Origin of the sequence: Devosia sp. LjRoot3 (assembly GCF_964252865.1) — a bacterium.
Classification (GTDB): Bacteria; Pseudomonadota; Alphaproteobacteria; order Rhizobiales; family Devosiaceae; genus Devosia.
The window spans coordinates 278,450-291,456 of record NZ_CAXUPK020000001.1; the positions used below are offsets into that span (position 1 = coordinate 278,450).

14 protein-coding genes are annotated in these 13,007 nt (G+C 62.3%); 13 read left to right on the top strand and 1 reads right to left on the bottom strand.

The genetic code is table 11. The features are described 5' to 3' along the window. Window positions 1-59: 59 nt before the first annotated feature. From ACSQ2A_RS01375 to ACSQ2A_RS01420, 10 genes are all read left to right on the top strand, one after another. Window positions 60-968 (top strand): heme o synthase, encoded by a 909-nt coding sequence (locus tag ACSQ2A_RS01375; protein ID WP_436071615.1) that lies wholly within the window; start codon window positions 60-62, stop codon window positions 966-968. Beyond that, a complete protein-coding gene (locus ACSQ2A_RS01380; protein WP_295410758.1) occupies window positions 965-1,147 on the top strand; it encodes a hypothetical protein in 183 nt (60 codons plus the stop codon). Before ACSQ2A_RS01375 ends, ACSQ2A_RS01380 begins: the two co-directional genes overlap by 4 nt. Further along, entirely contained in the window at window positions 1,147-1,707 is a 561-nt protein-coding gene (locus ACSQ2A_RS01385; RefSeq protein ID WP_436070778.1) for a cytochrome c oxidase assembly protein, read from the top strand. Before ACSQ2A_RS01380 ends, ACSQ2A_RS01385 begins: the two co-directional genes overlap by 1 nt. A gap of 2 nt (window positions 1,708-1,709) precedes the next feature. Further along, complete coding sequence (locus ACSQ2A_RS01390; RefSeq protein ID WP_295410760.1) at window positions 1,710-2,546, top strand: cytochrome c oxidase subunit 3; 837 nt, start codon at window positions 1,710-1,712, stop codon at window positions 2,544-2,546. Window positions 2,547-2,608: 62 nt separating this feature from the next. Next, on the top strand, window positions 2,609-2,962 hold the full coding sequence (locus ACSQ2A_RS01395; protein WP_295410761.1) for a DUF983 domain-containing protein: 354 nt from the start codon (window positions 2,609-2,611) through the stop codon (window positions 2,960-2,962). Next, a complete protein-coding gene (locus tag ACSQ2A_RS01400) occupies window positions 2,959-3,726 on the top strand; it encodes an SURF1 family protein (protein WP_436070779.1) in 768 nt (255 codons plus the stop codon). Before ACSQ2A_RS01395 ends, ACSQ2A_RS01400 begins: the two co-directional genes overlap by 4 nt. Window positions 3,727-3,805: 79 nt before the next feature. Continuing rightward, on the top strand, window positions 3,806-5,200 hold the full coding sequence (gene thrC / locus ACSQ2A_RS01405; protein WP_436070780.1) for a threonine synthase: 1,395 nt from the start codon (window positions 3,806-3,808) through the stop codon (window positions 5,198-5,200). Between the two features lie 62 nt (window positions 5,201-5,262). Further along, window positions 5,263-6,525 carry a M16 family metallopeptidase gene (locus ACSQ2A_RS01410; protein ID WP_295410766.1) on the top strand — a complete coding sequence of 421 codons (1,263 nt, stop codon included), beginning with the start codon at window positions 5,263-5,265 and terminating at the stop codon, window positions 6,523-6,525. Window positions 6,526-6,528: 3 nt separating this feature from the next. Then, on the top strand, window positions 6,529-7,143 hold the full coding sequence (locus ACSQ2A_RS01415; protein WP_436070781.1) for a GNAT family N-acetyltransferase: 615 nt from the start codon (window positions 6,529-6,531) through the stop codon (window positions 7,141-7,143). 184 nt (window positions 7,144-7,327) lie between these two features. After that, window positions 7,328-10,201, top strand: a complete 2,874-nt coding sequence (locus tag ACSQ2A_RS01420; RefSeq protein ID WP_436071616.1) for an EAL domain-containing protein — start codon at window positions 7,328-7,330, stop codon at window positions 10,199-10,201. A gap of 41 nt (window positions 10,202-10,242) precedes the next feature. On the opposite strand, the gene ACSQ2A_RS01425 is transcribed toward ACSQ2A_RS01420, so the two are convergent. Next, window positions 10,243-10,818, bottom strand: a complete 576-nt coding sequence (locus ACSQ2A_RS01425; protein ID WP_295410772.1) for a YqgE/AlgH family protein — start codon at window positions 10,816-10,818, stop codon at window positions 10,243-10,245. 130 nt (window positions 10,819-10,948) lie between these two features. Here ACSQ2A_RS01425 and ACSQ2A_RS01430 point away from each other — a divergent pair, with 130 nt between their 5' ends. The 3 genes from ACSQ2A_RS01430 (at window position 10,949) to ACSQ2A_RS01440 (ending at window position 12,968) form a co-directional block, all read left to right on the top strand. Beyond that, window positions 10,949-11,767 (top strand): protein-disulfide reductase DsbD domain-containing protein, encoded by an 819-nt coding sequence (locus tag ACSQ2A_RS01430; RefSeq protein ID WP_436070782.1) that lies wholly within the window; start codon window positions 10,949-10,951, stop codon window positions 11,765-11,767. A gap of 110 nt (window positions 11,768-11,877) precedes the next feature. Then, window positions 11,878-12,372, top strand: a complete 495-nt coding sequence (locus tag ACSQ2A_RS01435) for a peroxiredoxin (protein ID WP_436070783.1) — start codon at window positions 11,878-11,880, stop codon at window positions 12,370-12,372. 17 nt (window positions 12,373-12,389) lie between these two features. Beyond that, a complete protein-coding gene (locus tag ACSQ2A_RS01440) occupies window positions 12,390-12,968 on the top strand; it encodes a hypothetical protein (protein WP_295410780.1) in 579 nt (192 codons plus the stop codon). Window positions 12,969-13,007 lie beyond the last annotated feature (39 nt).

Sequence of the window (13,007 nt, forward strand, 5' to 3'; positions counted from 1 at the left end):
TAGGTGCGGTCCGCGCAAGAAGGAAAAATCCAGTGACCTATATCGACGACAGCAAGGGGATGCCCGCCATGGCGGGCGAAGCGCGGGTGGAAGACTACCTCGCGCTCTTGAAACCCCGTGTCATGTCGCTGGTGGTGTTCACCGCGCTTGTCGGCATGCTGGTTGCGCCGGGTGGCATCAATCCGGTCATTGGTCTCATTGCCATCGTCTGCATCGCCATCGGCGGCGGCGCCTCGGGTGCGCTCAATATGTGGTACGATGCCGACATCGACGCCATCATGAGCCGCACGCAGAACCGGCCCATCCCGGCGGGTCGGATTTCGTCCGGTGAGGCACTGAGCTTTGGCCTGATCCTCTCCGGTTTCTCGGTGGCCCTGCTCGGTCTTGCGACCAATTGGGTCGCCGGCGGACTCCTGGCCTTTACGATCTTCTTCTACGCCGTGATCTACACGATCTGGCTGAAGCGCTCGACGCCGCAGAACATCGTCATCGGTGGCGCGGCCGGCGCTTTCCCCACCATGATCGGCTGGGCCGCTGTGACCGGTACGATCACCTGGGAAAGCCTCGCGCTCTTCCTCATCGTCTTCCTCTGGACCCCGCCGCATTTCTGGGCGCTGGCGCTCTATAAGCAGGGCGACTATGCCGCGGCCGGCATTCCGATGATGCCCAACGTGGCTGGCGAAGCCTCCACCAAGCGTCAGATCTTCGTCTATTCGGTCATTCTCGCCGTTTCCGCCTTCCTGCCGGTCTATCTCGGCACCGGCGGCTGGATTTATGGCGCGGTCGCTGCCATCACCGGCATCAGCTTTGTTTATCTGGCGGTGCGCCTGCTGCGTGCGCCGACCAATGTCGACATGCGCAAGGCCGCGCGTCGCCTCTTCACCTATTCGCTGAGCTATCTCTTCGTGCTGTTCCTTGGCCTTCTCACCGACAGCTTCATTGCGCGTCTGGGAGGGTTCTGGTCATGACCGCGAAAAACCAGGCGCTTGAAACCATGACCGCCGAAGACAAGGCCGCCGAAACGCTGAAGCGCGTTCGCCGCCGCCGCTCCATTGCGCTGGCCGGCGCCCTCGCGCTCTTTGCGCTGACCTTTTACGTGCTGACCATCGTCAAGATGGGCCCGGCGCTGTTCGACCGGGGGCTCTGATGACGCTCGCGGTCGAGACCAATGCCAATGCCGGAAAGCGCAATCGCCGCCTCGGCCTGACGCTGCTCGGTGTTGCTGCCGGCATGGTGGGTCTGGCTTTCGGGTCCGTGCCGCTCTACCAGCTTTTCTGCCAGGTGACCGGCTTTGGCGGCACCACGCAGGTGGCCGAGGCCAATCCGAAGGGCGTCATCGCCCGCGAGATGAAGGTGCGTTTCGACGTCAATGTCGATCACGCCCTCAACTGGACCGTGAAGCCTGCCGCTTCGATCACCGACCAGATCGGTCGCGTCGATACGGTCAACTACATCGCGACCAACAATTCCGACAAGCCGCTCACCGGGCAGGCGATCTTCAACGTCGTGCCCGAAAAGGCCGGCGTCTATTTCAACAAGATCGAATGCTTCTGCTTCACCGAGCAGACCCTTGCGCCGGGCGAAACGGTGGAAATGCCGATCGTCTTCTTTGTCGATCCCGATATCGACGAGAACCACGAACTGAAAACAATCAAAGAGATTACGCTCTCTTATACCTTCTACGCTTCAGACAATGAGGGAAGCTGAACATGGCCGCCATTGAAAAGAACCATGACTACCACATGGTAGAGCCGTCACCTTGGCCATTCGTGATGTCGGCCGCGGTGCTGGTCATGATGGTGGGCGCCGTCTTCTTCATGAAGCAGTGGACCCCCTGGCTGTTCTTCATCGGCCTCGCCGCGGTGATCTACTCGTTCTACGCCTGGTGGGCGGATGTGGTGAAGGAAGCCAATGACGGCGTCAGCCACACCCCGGTCGTGCAGATGCACCACCGCTATGGCATGATCCTGTTCATCGCCTCGGAAGTGATGTTCTTCGTCGCCTGGTTCTGGGCCTATTTCGATGGCTTCTTCCGCTTCGACGACGTCGAGCAATATGCCCGCGTGGCCTTCACCGGCGGTCACTGGCCCCCGGCCGGCATCGAGCTCTTCGACCCGTTCCACCTGCCGCTCTTTAACACGCTGATCCTGCTCACCTCGGGCACGACCGTGACCTGGGCGCACCATGCGCTGCTCGAAAACGATCGCCAGGGCCTGCGTTGGGGCCTCGCCCTCACAGTGGCGCTCGGCGTGCTGTTCTCCTATGTGCAGTTCCTCGAATACACCCATGCCGGCTTCTCGTTCTCGGGCAACCTCTATGGCGCCACCTTCTTCATGGCGACCGGCTTCCATGGTTTCCACGTCATCATCGGCACCATTTTCCTCGCCGTCTGCCTGATCCGCGCCGAACGTGGTGATTTCACCCCGCAGCGTCACCTGGGCTTCGAATTCGCCGCCTGGTACTGGCACTTCGTGGACGTGGTCTGGCTCTTCCTCTTTGCCTCGATCTATGTCTGGGGCAGCTGGGGCGTATCTCTGAGCCACTAGGCACAGGCATAGTGAATATGGGGCGCGGCATGGCTGCGCCCCTTTTTGCTTCTCGGGATCTTATGAGCCAGCCAAATCCTGTTCTTGCCGGTCTTTTCTGCCGCTGCCCGCGTTGCGGCGAGGGCAAGCTGTTTTCCGGCTATCTCAAGCTTGCGCAGCGCTGCGACAAGTGCGGGCTCGATCTCAAATTTGCCGATAGCGGCGATGGTCCGGCAGTTTTCGTGATCTTTCTCGTGGCGCCAGTCGTCGTCATTCTTGCCCTGGTCACCGGGGCCCTGGTGCCGATTGCGCCGTGGATGCATCTGGTTCTCTGGATTCCGACAACGCTGCTGCTGTCCCTGGCCCTCTTGCCGCCCTTCAAGGGCGTCCTGGTCAATCTCCAATATCGTCATGACGCTCATGAGGGGCATCAATGAACCCCTTTGCGAGGCTGCGCCTCAGCGACTGGATTTTTGCCGCTCTCATGCTGGCGCTGGCCGCGGTTTGCGTCTTTCTCGGCTCCTGGCAGATGCAGCGCCTCGCCGAAAAGGACGCGCTGGTCGCCGCTGTCGATGCCCGGCTCAACGCCGCACCCATCCCCGTTCCTGCGCCGGAAAGCTGGGGCACGCTCAATGTCGAGGACATGGTCTACCAGCCTGTCGAACTGACCGGGGCTTATCGCTACACCCAGACCGCGACCGTCTTCACCAGCCTCTCCGATCCCAAGGGACAGTATTCCGGCCCCGGCTATTGGGTCATGACCCCCTTTGAACTGCAGGGCGGCGGCACGGTTTTCGTCAATCGCGGTTTCGTGCCACAGCAATATCAGGAGACGGCAGCGCTCGGTGATCTCCATGGCGAAGACCCGGGCGTAGTGACCATTTCGGGCGTGTTGCGCACACCCGAAGCTGCGGGTTTCATGACCCCCGAAGCCGATATGTCCAATCGGATCGAGTGGGTGCGCGATCCCCTCCGGCTCGCGAAGATGGCCGATCCGGCATTGGCGCCGATCGCGCCATTCTACGTCGACCTGCCCGCCGGCCCTGCCGGTGAACTGCCGCAGGCCGGGGAGACGGTGGTCAGCTTCCCCAACAATCATTTCGGCTATGCCCTGACCTGGTACGGCTTTGCCATTGTCGCCGTGGTCATGCTCGGCTTCTGGCTCACCCGACATGCTCGGCGACCGGCCACCGGCCCCTGACGGCGGGCCGCGGCAAAACCTTGCGGTCAGCCGCCGCATTCACTAGGTTGCAACAATTCTAGAAGGGCCTTCCCCTCCGATGCAGTTTGTTTCGACGCGCGGCCAGGCGCCGGCGCTTGGCTTCTCCGATGCGGTCCTCGCGGGCCTGGCCTCCGATGGTGGCCTCTATGTTCCGCAGGTCTGGCCGCAGCTCAGCCACGATGAGATCGCCGCCCTTGCCGGCAAACCTTATGCCCATGTCGCCTATGAGATCATTTCGCGCTTTACCGGCGACGAAATCCCGGCGGCCAAGCTGCGCGCCATCATCGATGGCGCCTATCAGAGTTTCCGTCACCCCTCGGTGACCCCGCTCGTCGAGATCGAAACCAACCATTTCGTGCTCGAACTTTTCCATGGCCCGACGCTCGCCTTCAAGGATGTGGCGATGCAGTTCCTGAGCCGCACCATGGACCACATTCTTACGGAACGCGGTCTGCGTGCGACCATTGTCGGCGCGACCTCGGGCGATACGGGGTCGGCCGCTATCGAAGCCTTCCGCGGTCGCGACACCACGGACATCTTCATCCTGCATCCGCTCGGGCGCACCTCGGAAGTGCAGCGCCGGCAGATGACGACCGTGCTCGACGCCAATGTCCACAACATCGCGCTCGAAGGCACGTTCGACGATTGTCAGGACGCGGTGAAGGCCATGTTCAACAATCATGCCTTCCGCGATTCCGTGCGCCTGTCCGGCGTCAATTCGATCAACTGGGGCCGTATCGTCGCCCAGATCGTCTATTATTTCGTAGCCGCGGTCTCGCTCGGCGCCCCGCATCGCAAGGTGAGCTTCACGGTCCCCACTGGCAATTTTGGCGATATTTTTGCCGGCTACTGCGCCAAGCGCATGGGCCTACCGATCGAGAAGCTGGTGATCGCCACCAATGCCAACGACATTCTGCGGCGCACGCTCGATACGGGCCGCTACGAAATGTCCGGCGTGGCGCCGACCATCAGCCCGTCGATGGATATCCAGATTTCCTCCAATTTCGAACGCCTGCTGTTCGAAAGCGCCGGACGCGACGCGGCTGCCGTTTCCCGCATGATGGCCGCGCTGAAGCAGTCCCGCGGCTTCGACCTGCCGGAAAAATCAATTGCTGCCATTCGCGCCGAATTTGCCGCCGGCACCTCGGGCGAAGAGGCGACGAGTTCCACCATTGCGCAAACCTGGGCCAAGTCGGCCTATCTGCTCGATCCGCATACGGCGGTCGGCGTCAGCGTGGCGCGCAATCTCTCGCGCGGTTCCGAGCCGATGATTACATTGGCGACGGCGCATCCAGCCAAATTCCCGGCGGCCGTGAAGGCGGCATCGGGCATCGAACCGGCTCTGCCGAGCTGGCTCGAAGATCTTTATCAGCGGCCCGAACGGGTCGACGTGTTGGCCAATGACCAGCGCGTCCTGGAAAACTTCATCGGGTCGCGCAGCCGCGCGGCCTGAAGACGAAACGGGCCTGGGCGGAAGGGGTGAACAAACCCCGCCCTCGGTTCAGGAGGACGAGTGTGACGGTACAAACGACGACTCTTGAGAACGGCATGGTGGTGCTGACCGATGACATGCCGCATCTGGAGAGTGCCTCCATCGGTGTCTGGGTAAAGGCCGGCGCGCGTTCCGAGCGCAAGGCCGAGCACGGCATTTCTCACCTTCTCGAACACATGGCCTTCAAGGGCACCAAGACGCGCACCGCGCTTGAAATCGCCGAAGCCATCGAAAATGTCGGCGGCGATCTCAACGCGGCGACCTCCATCGAGCATACCGGCTACTTTGCCCGCGTGCTCAAGGACGACGTGGTTCTCGCAGCCGATATTCTCTCCGACATTTTGCAGAACTCGACCTTCGACGAAGGCGAGATGACGCGCGAAAAGCAGGTCATCGTGCAGGAGATCGGCGCGGCGCGGGACAATCCCGACGACCACGTCTTCGATCTTTTCCAGCAGGCCGCCTATCCGACCCAACCCATCGGCCGCACCATTCTGGGCACCGTCGATTCGGTCCGCGCTTTCTCGCCGGAAATGGTCGGCAAATATATGCGCCGCAACTATGTGGGCGACCACATGGTCATGGCCGCAGCGGGCAATGTCGATCACGATGGCCTGGTGCAGGTTGCACGGGAACGCTTTGCCGATCTCGCCCCGAGCGGCGCCCCGGCGCCGCAGCGCGCCGAATATCAGGGCGGGCAGGAGCGGCTGGTTTCTGATCACGAGCAGGCCCATATCGTCCTCGGCTTCGAGGGCCGTGCTTACAATTCCGACGGCTTTTACGCCGCGCAGGTGCTGGCTTCGGTTCTCGGCGGCGGCATGAGCTCGCGGCTGTTCCAGGAAGTGCGCGAGAAGCGCGGCCTCTGCTATTCGGTCTATGCCTTCCACTGGGCCTTTGCCGATAGCGGCGTGTTCGGCGTCGCGGCGGCGACCGGCGAGGACGAGGTGTCCGAACTGGTGCCCGTGGTGCTCGATGAGCTTCTGCGTGCTGCAGAAACCGTCACTGACGAAGAAGTGACCCGCGTGCGCAACCAGATCCGCGCCGGTCTCCTCATGTCGCTCGAAAGCCCATCTGCCCGCGCTGGCCAGCTGGCGCGCCAGCAGATCCTCTGGGGCCGCCCCATCCCCATGGCCGAGACGGTGGAGCGCATCAACCGCATCACCGCCCAGCGCGTGCGCGATGTGGCCGAGCAGATTTTTACCAATTCCAAGCCGACCCTGGCCGGTATCGGCCCGATCAGCCGGCTGGCCGATGTCGAAAGCATCGGCGAGACGCTGCAGCGTTAAACCATGCTCTGGCCCTGGTCGTCGCCAGAACAGTTGATCCATCTGCGGGGGCGCCGCATTTCCCTGCGCCTGCCGCAGATGCGCGACTACCCGGCCTGGTATCAGCTGCGCCGCCAGAGCCATGAGTTCCTAAAGCCCTTTGAGCCGCGCTGGACCGAGGCCGATCTTGGTCGCCGCGTCTTTTCCATGCGGGTGCGCCGCGCTCGGCAGGAGGCCGAGCAGGGCACGGACTATACGTTTTTCGTCTTCCTCAATGACGGCACGGAAACGCTGGTGGGTGGCATCACGCTGTCAAACATCCGGCGGCGGGCCGCGCAATTCGTCAATCTCGGCTATTGGATGGGCCAGCCCTATGCCGGGCAGGGGCTGATGACCGAGGCCGTTGAGATGGCCCTGCGCTTCATTTTCGAAACGCTGGACCTGCATCGCGCCCACGCCGCCTTCTTGCCGCACAACACGGCCTCGCGCCGCGTGCTCGAGAAGAACGGCTTTATCGAAGAAGGTTTTGCCGAACGCTATCTGCAGATCGACGGGCGTTGGGAAGACCATGTGCTCATGGGGCTGACGCGCGAACGCTGGGAGAGTTTTCGCCTTACCCGCCACAATCGGGTCGCCTGATTGGCCCTGCGGCCGGCACGATTATACATCGCACTGCACCGCCCGGCTTGCCGCAAGCGTCAATCTCCCTTACCAAGAGTGCGCCCCTTCGGAGGTTGCCAACGACGATTGGCTTGTCCGCCTGGCTTTTGAACAGGCTGACTGCCGCCACAATGAAGCCTTGTGTGGGAATTAGCTGCTCTTGATGCGTCCCTTTTTTGCTCTCGCAATCTTGCTTGCGCTCGCTTTTTTGCAGCCCGCCCAGGCGTTCGAAGTCATTTCCGTCCCCGAGGACGTGAATGCCGTCAATCTATCCGATGTCATCGAGATCGTGCCCGGCACCGAGGGCCGCGTGCAGCTCTCGACCGCGCCCGACGCTGACGGCATCATTCGCCGCATCGAAGTGCTGGCGAGCGAGCAGGGGACCAATCCCTCCTTCGCGCTCTTTGCCCTGCGCAACGATTCCGACCAGCAGATCGAGCGCCTGCTCGTCGCGCCCTTTTACCGCCTGCCGGCCTCCGGCGTGTTCCAGCCCGATCTTGGCGATGCGCGTATCACAGCGGTGACGCCCAGCGCCGGTATTCGCCCGGTCAAGCTGACCGACCCGGAAGCCGACGTTTTCGAGGTGACGCTGGACCCGGGCTCGACGGTGACGCTGATTGCCGAACTCTCGTCCGGTGCTCTGCCCGAGCTCTATCTTTGGCAGCCCAATGCCTATCGCGACTACGTCAACTCCTTCACGCTCTTCCGCGGCGTGGTGCTGGGCGTCGCTTCGCTGGCCGCCGTTTTCCTGACCATCATGTTCGTGGTGAAGGGGCGCGGGGTTTTTCCAGCGACGGCTGCGTTTGCCTGGGCGGTGCTGGCCTACCTGCTCATCGATTTCGGCATTCTGGGGCGCCTGTTCGGTCTTTCGGCCGGTGGCCTGCAACCTCTTCGCGCTGCCGCGGAGGCGGGCATAGCCACGACCCTTGCCGGCTTCCTGTTCATCTATTTGAACCTGCATCGCTGGCACCTGCGCTTTATCCATCTGGCACTGGGGCTTTCGGCACTGTTCCTCGCGCTCTTTGGCTTTGCCTTCTTCCAGCCCGAGATCGCCGCGACCATTTCGCGCCTCGTGCTGGCGCTGCTGGGGCTTTCCGGCTTCTTCCTGATCCTGCTGCTGGCCCTGCGCGGTTATGACCGTGCCGTGCTGCTGGTGCCGACCTGGATCATCTTCATTGCCTGGCTGTTCTATTCCTGGCTGGTGATTTCGGGTCAGGTCAGTAATGACGTGGCGCAGCCTGCTGTTGGTGGTGGCCTCGTGCTCGTCGTCATGCTGCTCGGCTTCACCGCGGTGCAACACGCCTTCTCCGAGGGGCAGGTGACCATCGGTACCCTCAGCGAAGTGGAACGACGCGCGCTGGCGCTGACCGGCTCGGGCGACTTCGTCTTCGACTGGAACATCGATCGCGACCGCGTCAGCGTTGGCGATGAACTGTCGACCCGTCTCGGGGAAAAGCGCGGGGCCCTGCGTGGCGCCATCAAGCGCTGGCTGGATCGCGTGCATCCCGATGATCGCGACCGTTTCCGCACCGCCTTTGATACGCTGGTGGAACTGCGCCGCGGCAAGGTTTCGGCCGACATGCGCATTGCCGGGCATGACGGCAATTACCGCACCTTCCGCATGCGCGTGAAACCCGTGCTGGGCGGCGATGGCCAGGTCAACCGCATCGTCGGTACCCTGCAGGACGTCACCGAGGACCGCGCTGCTCGCGAACGCCTGCTGCACGATGCCGTGCACGACAGCCTCACCGGCCTGCCGAATCGTCAGCTGCTGCTCGACCGGTTGAGCCGCGCCTTGGTGCGCGCCCGCCAGCCAGGTGGCGTCAAGCCGGCTGTGTTCCTCATCGATATCGACCGGTTCATGGAGCTTGAAGAGCGCATCGGTCATTCGGCGGCGGATTCGGTGTTGCTCGCCATTTCGCGCCGCATCGCCCGCGTCATGCGTCCGCTCGATACCGTGGCGCGCATTTCAGGCGATCAGTTCGCGGTGATCCTTGCCTCCGAACAGACGGCCGGCAAGATTGCCGAGAATGCCGAACAGATCCGCAAGGCGCTGAAGGCGCCGTTCAATTTCGGCGACCGCGACCTTACCATTTCCGCCTCTATCGGCGTCACCATCTATGATGGCAACCCGGCGGAAGCCGCCGACGTGCTGCGCGACGCGGAACTGGCCATGTATTACGCCAAGCGTCTTGGCGGCGACCGGATTGAGGCCTATCGCGCATCGGCCCGCTCCATCGCCAATTACAACCGCGCCAGCGAGGAAGACCTCGAGCGCGGCATGCGCCAGGGCGAACTGCATGTGCAGTATCAGCCGGTGATGAACATCACCTCGGGCCAGATCATCGGCGCCGAAGCGCTGATGCGCTGGAACCACCCGACGCGTGGCGTGGTCAATCCCGACGAATTCGTGCCGCTGGCCGAACGATCCGGCCAGATCGAAAAGCTTGGTCGCCTCGCCTTCGAACAAGCGGCGGCGCAGGCAAAGGATTGGATGACGACCATCGGCCTGCCCGAGGACTTCTTCATCTCGGTCAATCTCTCGCCCACCCAATTGGCGACCGAAACCCTGCTCAACGACATGCGCAATCTCGTTTCGCAGGACAAGACGCTGGCGGGGCATTTGAAGCTCGAAATCACCGAGGGCCAGGTGATGAGCAATCCCGAGCATTCCGCCTATATGCTCGAGGCCCTGCGTAGTCTCGGCCTTGGCCTAGCGCTCGATGATTTCGGCACGGGCAGTTCGTCGCTGAGCTACCTGCACCGCTTCCCCTTCGACACGATCAAGATTCCTGCAGCTTTCGTGAAGATGGGGACCGAGACCGGCATTCCGCACACGCAGACGCCGATTCTCCGCGCCATTGTCGGGCTTGCGGAAGATCTGGATCTGATGGTCGTGGCGGAGGGTGTCGAAACGCTCGACGAGATCGAACGGCTGCGTCAGCTCAATTGCCGCTTCGCCCAGGGCTTTGCTTTCGGCTCGGCTATGACTGGGCAGGAAATGGCGAAGAAGCTGCTGGCGCAGTTGGGGCGGTAGGCGCTCTTCACCTCTCCCTTGAGGGACAGGTGAAGTGGCCCTCAGGCGTGTCCGGCGTCGGAACTCAGCGTTGCGCGAGTGATGTGAAGGCTCTCGAGAGCCTTCTCATAGCGCTGTTCCACCGGCACATCGAACAGGAGCGCGCGGTCGAATGGCACGGTGAGCCAGCCGTTTTCGGCGATCTCCCGCTCAAGTTGGCCAGGGCTCCAGCCGCAACACCCGAGCGCGAAGAGCGATGCCTTGGGCGCCGGGCCAAAGGCCATGGCCTTGAGCACATCCAGCGTTGCCGTCAGCCCGATCTCTTCGGTTACCTTGTAGGTATTACCGCTACTGTAATCCGCCGTGTGGAGGACGAAGCCGCGGCTCTTTTCCACTGGCCCCCCGCGCAGCACCGAGCGGTCGCGGATGCGGTCAGGCAGGCGGATGACGGCGTCGGGATCGCCGAGGTCGAGTTCGTCGAGAATGTCGGCAAAGGTGAGATTGGCGAGCTCCTGATTGACCACGAGACCCATGGCGCCTTCGTCGCCATGGCCCACGAGCAGGATGACGCTTTCGGCGAAGCGCTCGTCCTCCATGCCCGGCATGGCCACCAGAAACTGTCCTTCAAGAGTGTTCATGCCAGTGATTTTAGGCTCATAGCGCCAACCTGCCAAGCACTTGCAGGGCGAGAGGCGGCACGCAGCCTTCACGAAGGCCTGAACTGGCGTCAGCTATTCCTTCATCCTCTCCTGCGCTAATGGCTTGCTCATGCGTAATCTTGCCCTCGCCACCATCGTCTCCTTGGCCCTTGTTTCCGCGCCCCTCGCAGGCGAAACGGAATGGCAGGAGGTTGTGCCCGGCGTAAAACTGCGGCTCGTGAGTTCGGGCCAGGTCAGGGCCGACGGGGCCACTCTGTTCGGCCTCGAAATCGAAATGCCGGAAAACACCAAAACCTATTGGCGTGTGCCCGGGGAGACCGGCTTTCCGGCCGAACTCGATTTTGCCGGCTCGGACGGGGTCAAGTCGGCAGAAATCGTCTGGCCGCATCCTCAGCTCGATACCAGTTCCGGCTATGTCGATTTCGCCTATTTTGGCGACACCATGCTGCCCATCGCCGTGAAGGCCGGCGATCCCACCGGCAATGTCATGGTTTCGGCCATGCTCGGCATCTGTTCCGACATCTGCCTGCCGGCCCAGGCCAATTTCACCCTGCCGCTGACCGACGCCGAGCCCGACCGGCCGAATGCGCTCAGGATCAAGCAGGCGCTGTCCGAAGCGCCCATTCCCTGGAACGAGGGTGAGGAGCCCATCGGCAAGATCGAATATCGCGCCGAGGACAAGGCCCTGGCCGTTTGGCTCAACGACGATACGGTCGATATCTCGACGCTGATCGTTGCCACCGAAACGGGTACGCCGCTCTTCGGCGTGCCGCAAAAAAGCCCGCAAGACGGCCTAGTCCTGCTTCCCATTCTGACGAAAACTGACAATAGTGACCTCGAAGGCGAGGACGTTCAGGTGTCGTTCATGACCGGTATGGGAGCGTTCGAGCTTTCGCGAACCATTAGTGCTGGTCCGACGAGCAATTAATCCCCAACAGGCCTTTGGGCTTGTAACGTGCGGCCAAGCCGCCTATCGCGGGATAGCGTTTTGGAGTATGGCGATCGCAAGTCGCCAATGGGCATGGGGCAAATCCTCTTATGATTGAGCGTGGCAATGCGATCCCTTCGGTTGGGATCAAGCTGGTGAATGCGTCCGGCGTAGCCGAAACCACCAGCGATGCCGTCCTTGGCTCGGGCACTGTGGTGCTTTTCTCTGTGCCGGGGGCCTTTACGCCCACCTGTCACGTCAACCATCTGCCGGGCTTTCTGGCCAATGCTGGCAAGCTCAAGGCCAAGGGTGTTGATCGCATCATCTGCGCCGCAGCCAATGATGCCCATGTCATGAAGGCCTGGGCCGAAGCCTCCGATGCGCTGGGCCAGGTGGAATTCATCGCCGATGGCAATGCCGACCTTGCCAAGGCTCTCGGCCTCGCCAAGGATTTTTCCGCCAGTGGCATGGGTACGCGTTATGCGCGCGCCGCCATGATTGTGCGGAACGGCGCGGTAAGCGATATTTTTGTGGAGGACGCCCCCGGCGTCAACGCCAGCGGTGCCCCTGCCATCCTGATGGCGCTAGAAACGGCCCAAGCATGATGAGCCGGGAGAAAACCATGACCAAGCCGACCTTTACCCGACTTGTCGCAATGGCCGGCCTTTCTGTCGCCCTTGCCGGCTGCTCCATGGGCAGCATGTTCGGCGGCGGCACCAGCAGCAATGCTAACCTCCAGAACGCGACCGCGACGCCTCAGGCCGTGGCGCAGGCACAGACCAATGCCCTGCCGGCTATTGCCACCGAATGCCCGCCGATCAAGGTGCGCGTCGGCGGCGAGGCCATGTATTATTATGGCGGCGGCCGCACCGGCGACGCCAAGGCCCTGCAGTATCAGGGTGTCATTGATGAAGTGACGCGCAACTGCGTCGTTTCGAACGGCCTCATCACCGTCAATATGGGCGCTTCCGGCCGCGTATTGCTCGGACCAGCCGGCAACCAGTCTTCGGTCAATGCCCCGATCCGCTTTGCCGTCGAGCGCGATGGCCAGGCCGTATTCTCGGAAAAGTACACCATTCCCGTGGCGATCGCCGCACCGGCGCAGTCGGCCGAGTTCGTCAAAGTGGTTGAGAATGTCGCCATCCCGTATCTGGGCGGCGAGAGCATCACTATCTGGGTTGGTTTCGATACCCGCGGCTAAAGCCTTGCGGTTCTGGAATTGAAAAGGGCGGCCTCTCGG

Bases quoted from the DNA above. Each gene is read 5' to 3' on its own strand.
- ACSQ2A_RS01425 (WP_295410772.1), bottom strand. From the start codon at position 10,818: ATGAACACTCTTGAAGGACAGTTTCTGGTGGCCATGCCGGGCATGGAG.
- thrC (WP_436070780.1), top strand. From the start codon at position 3,806: ATGCAGTTTGTTTCGACGCGCGGCCAGGCGCCGGCGCTTGGCTTCTCC.
- ACSQ2A_RS01430 (WP_436070782.1), top strand. From the start codon at position 10,949: ATGCGTAATCTTGCCCTCGCCACCATCGTCTCCTTGGCCCTTGTTTCC.
- ACSQ2A_RS01440 (WP_295410780.1), top strand. From the start codon at position 12,390: ATGACCAAGCCGACCTTTACCCGACTTGTCGCAATGGCCGGCCTTTCT.
- ACSQ2A_RS01385 (WP_436070778.1), top strand. From the start codon at position 1,147: ATGACGCTCGCGGTCGAGACCAATGCCAATGCCGGAAAGCGCAATCGC.
- ACSQ2A_RS01420 (WP_436071616.1), top strand. From the start codon at position 7,328: ATGCGTCCCTTTTTTGCTCTCGCAATCTTGCTTGCGCTCGCTTTTTTG.
- ACSQ2A_RS01390 (WP_295410760.1), top strand. From the start codon at position 1,710: ATGGCCGCCATTGAAAAGAACCATGACTACCACATGGTAGAGCCGTCA.
- ACSQ2A_RS01415 (WP_436070781.1), top strand. From the start codon at position 6,529: ATGCTCTGGCCCTGGTCGTCGCCAGAACAGTTGATCCATCTGCGGGGG.
- ACSQ2A_RS01395 (WP_295410761.1), top strand. From the start codon at position 2,609: ATGAGCCAGCCAAATCCTGTTCTTGCCGGTCTTTTCTGCCGCTGCCCG.
- ACSQ2A_RS01400 (WP_436070779.1), top strand. From the start codon at position 2,959: ATGAACCCCTTTGCGAGGCTGCGCCTCAGCGACTGGATTTTTGCCGCT.
- ACSQ2A_RS01380 (WP_295410758.1), top strand. From the start codon at position 965: ATGACCGCGAAAAACCAGGCGCTTGAAACCATGACCGCCGAAGACAAG.
- ACSQ2A_RS01375 (WP_436071615.1), top strand. From the start codon at position 60: ATGCCCGCCATGGCGGGCGAAGCGCGGGTGGAAGACTACCTCGCGCTC.
- ACSQ2A_RS01435 (WP_436070783.1), top strand. From the start codon at position 11,878: ATGATTGAGCGTGGCAATGCGATCCCTTCGGTTGGGATCAAGCTGGTG.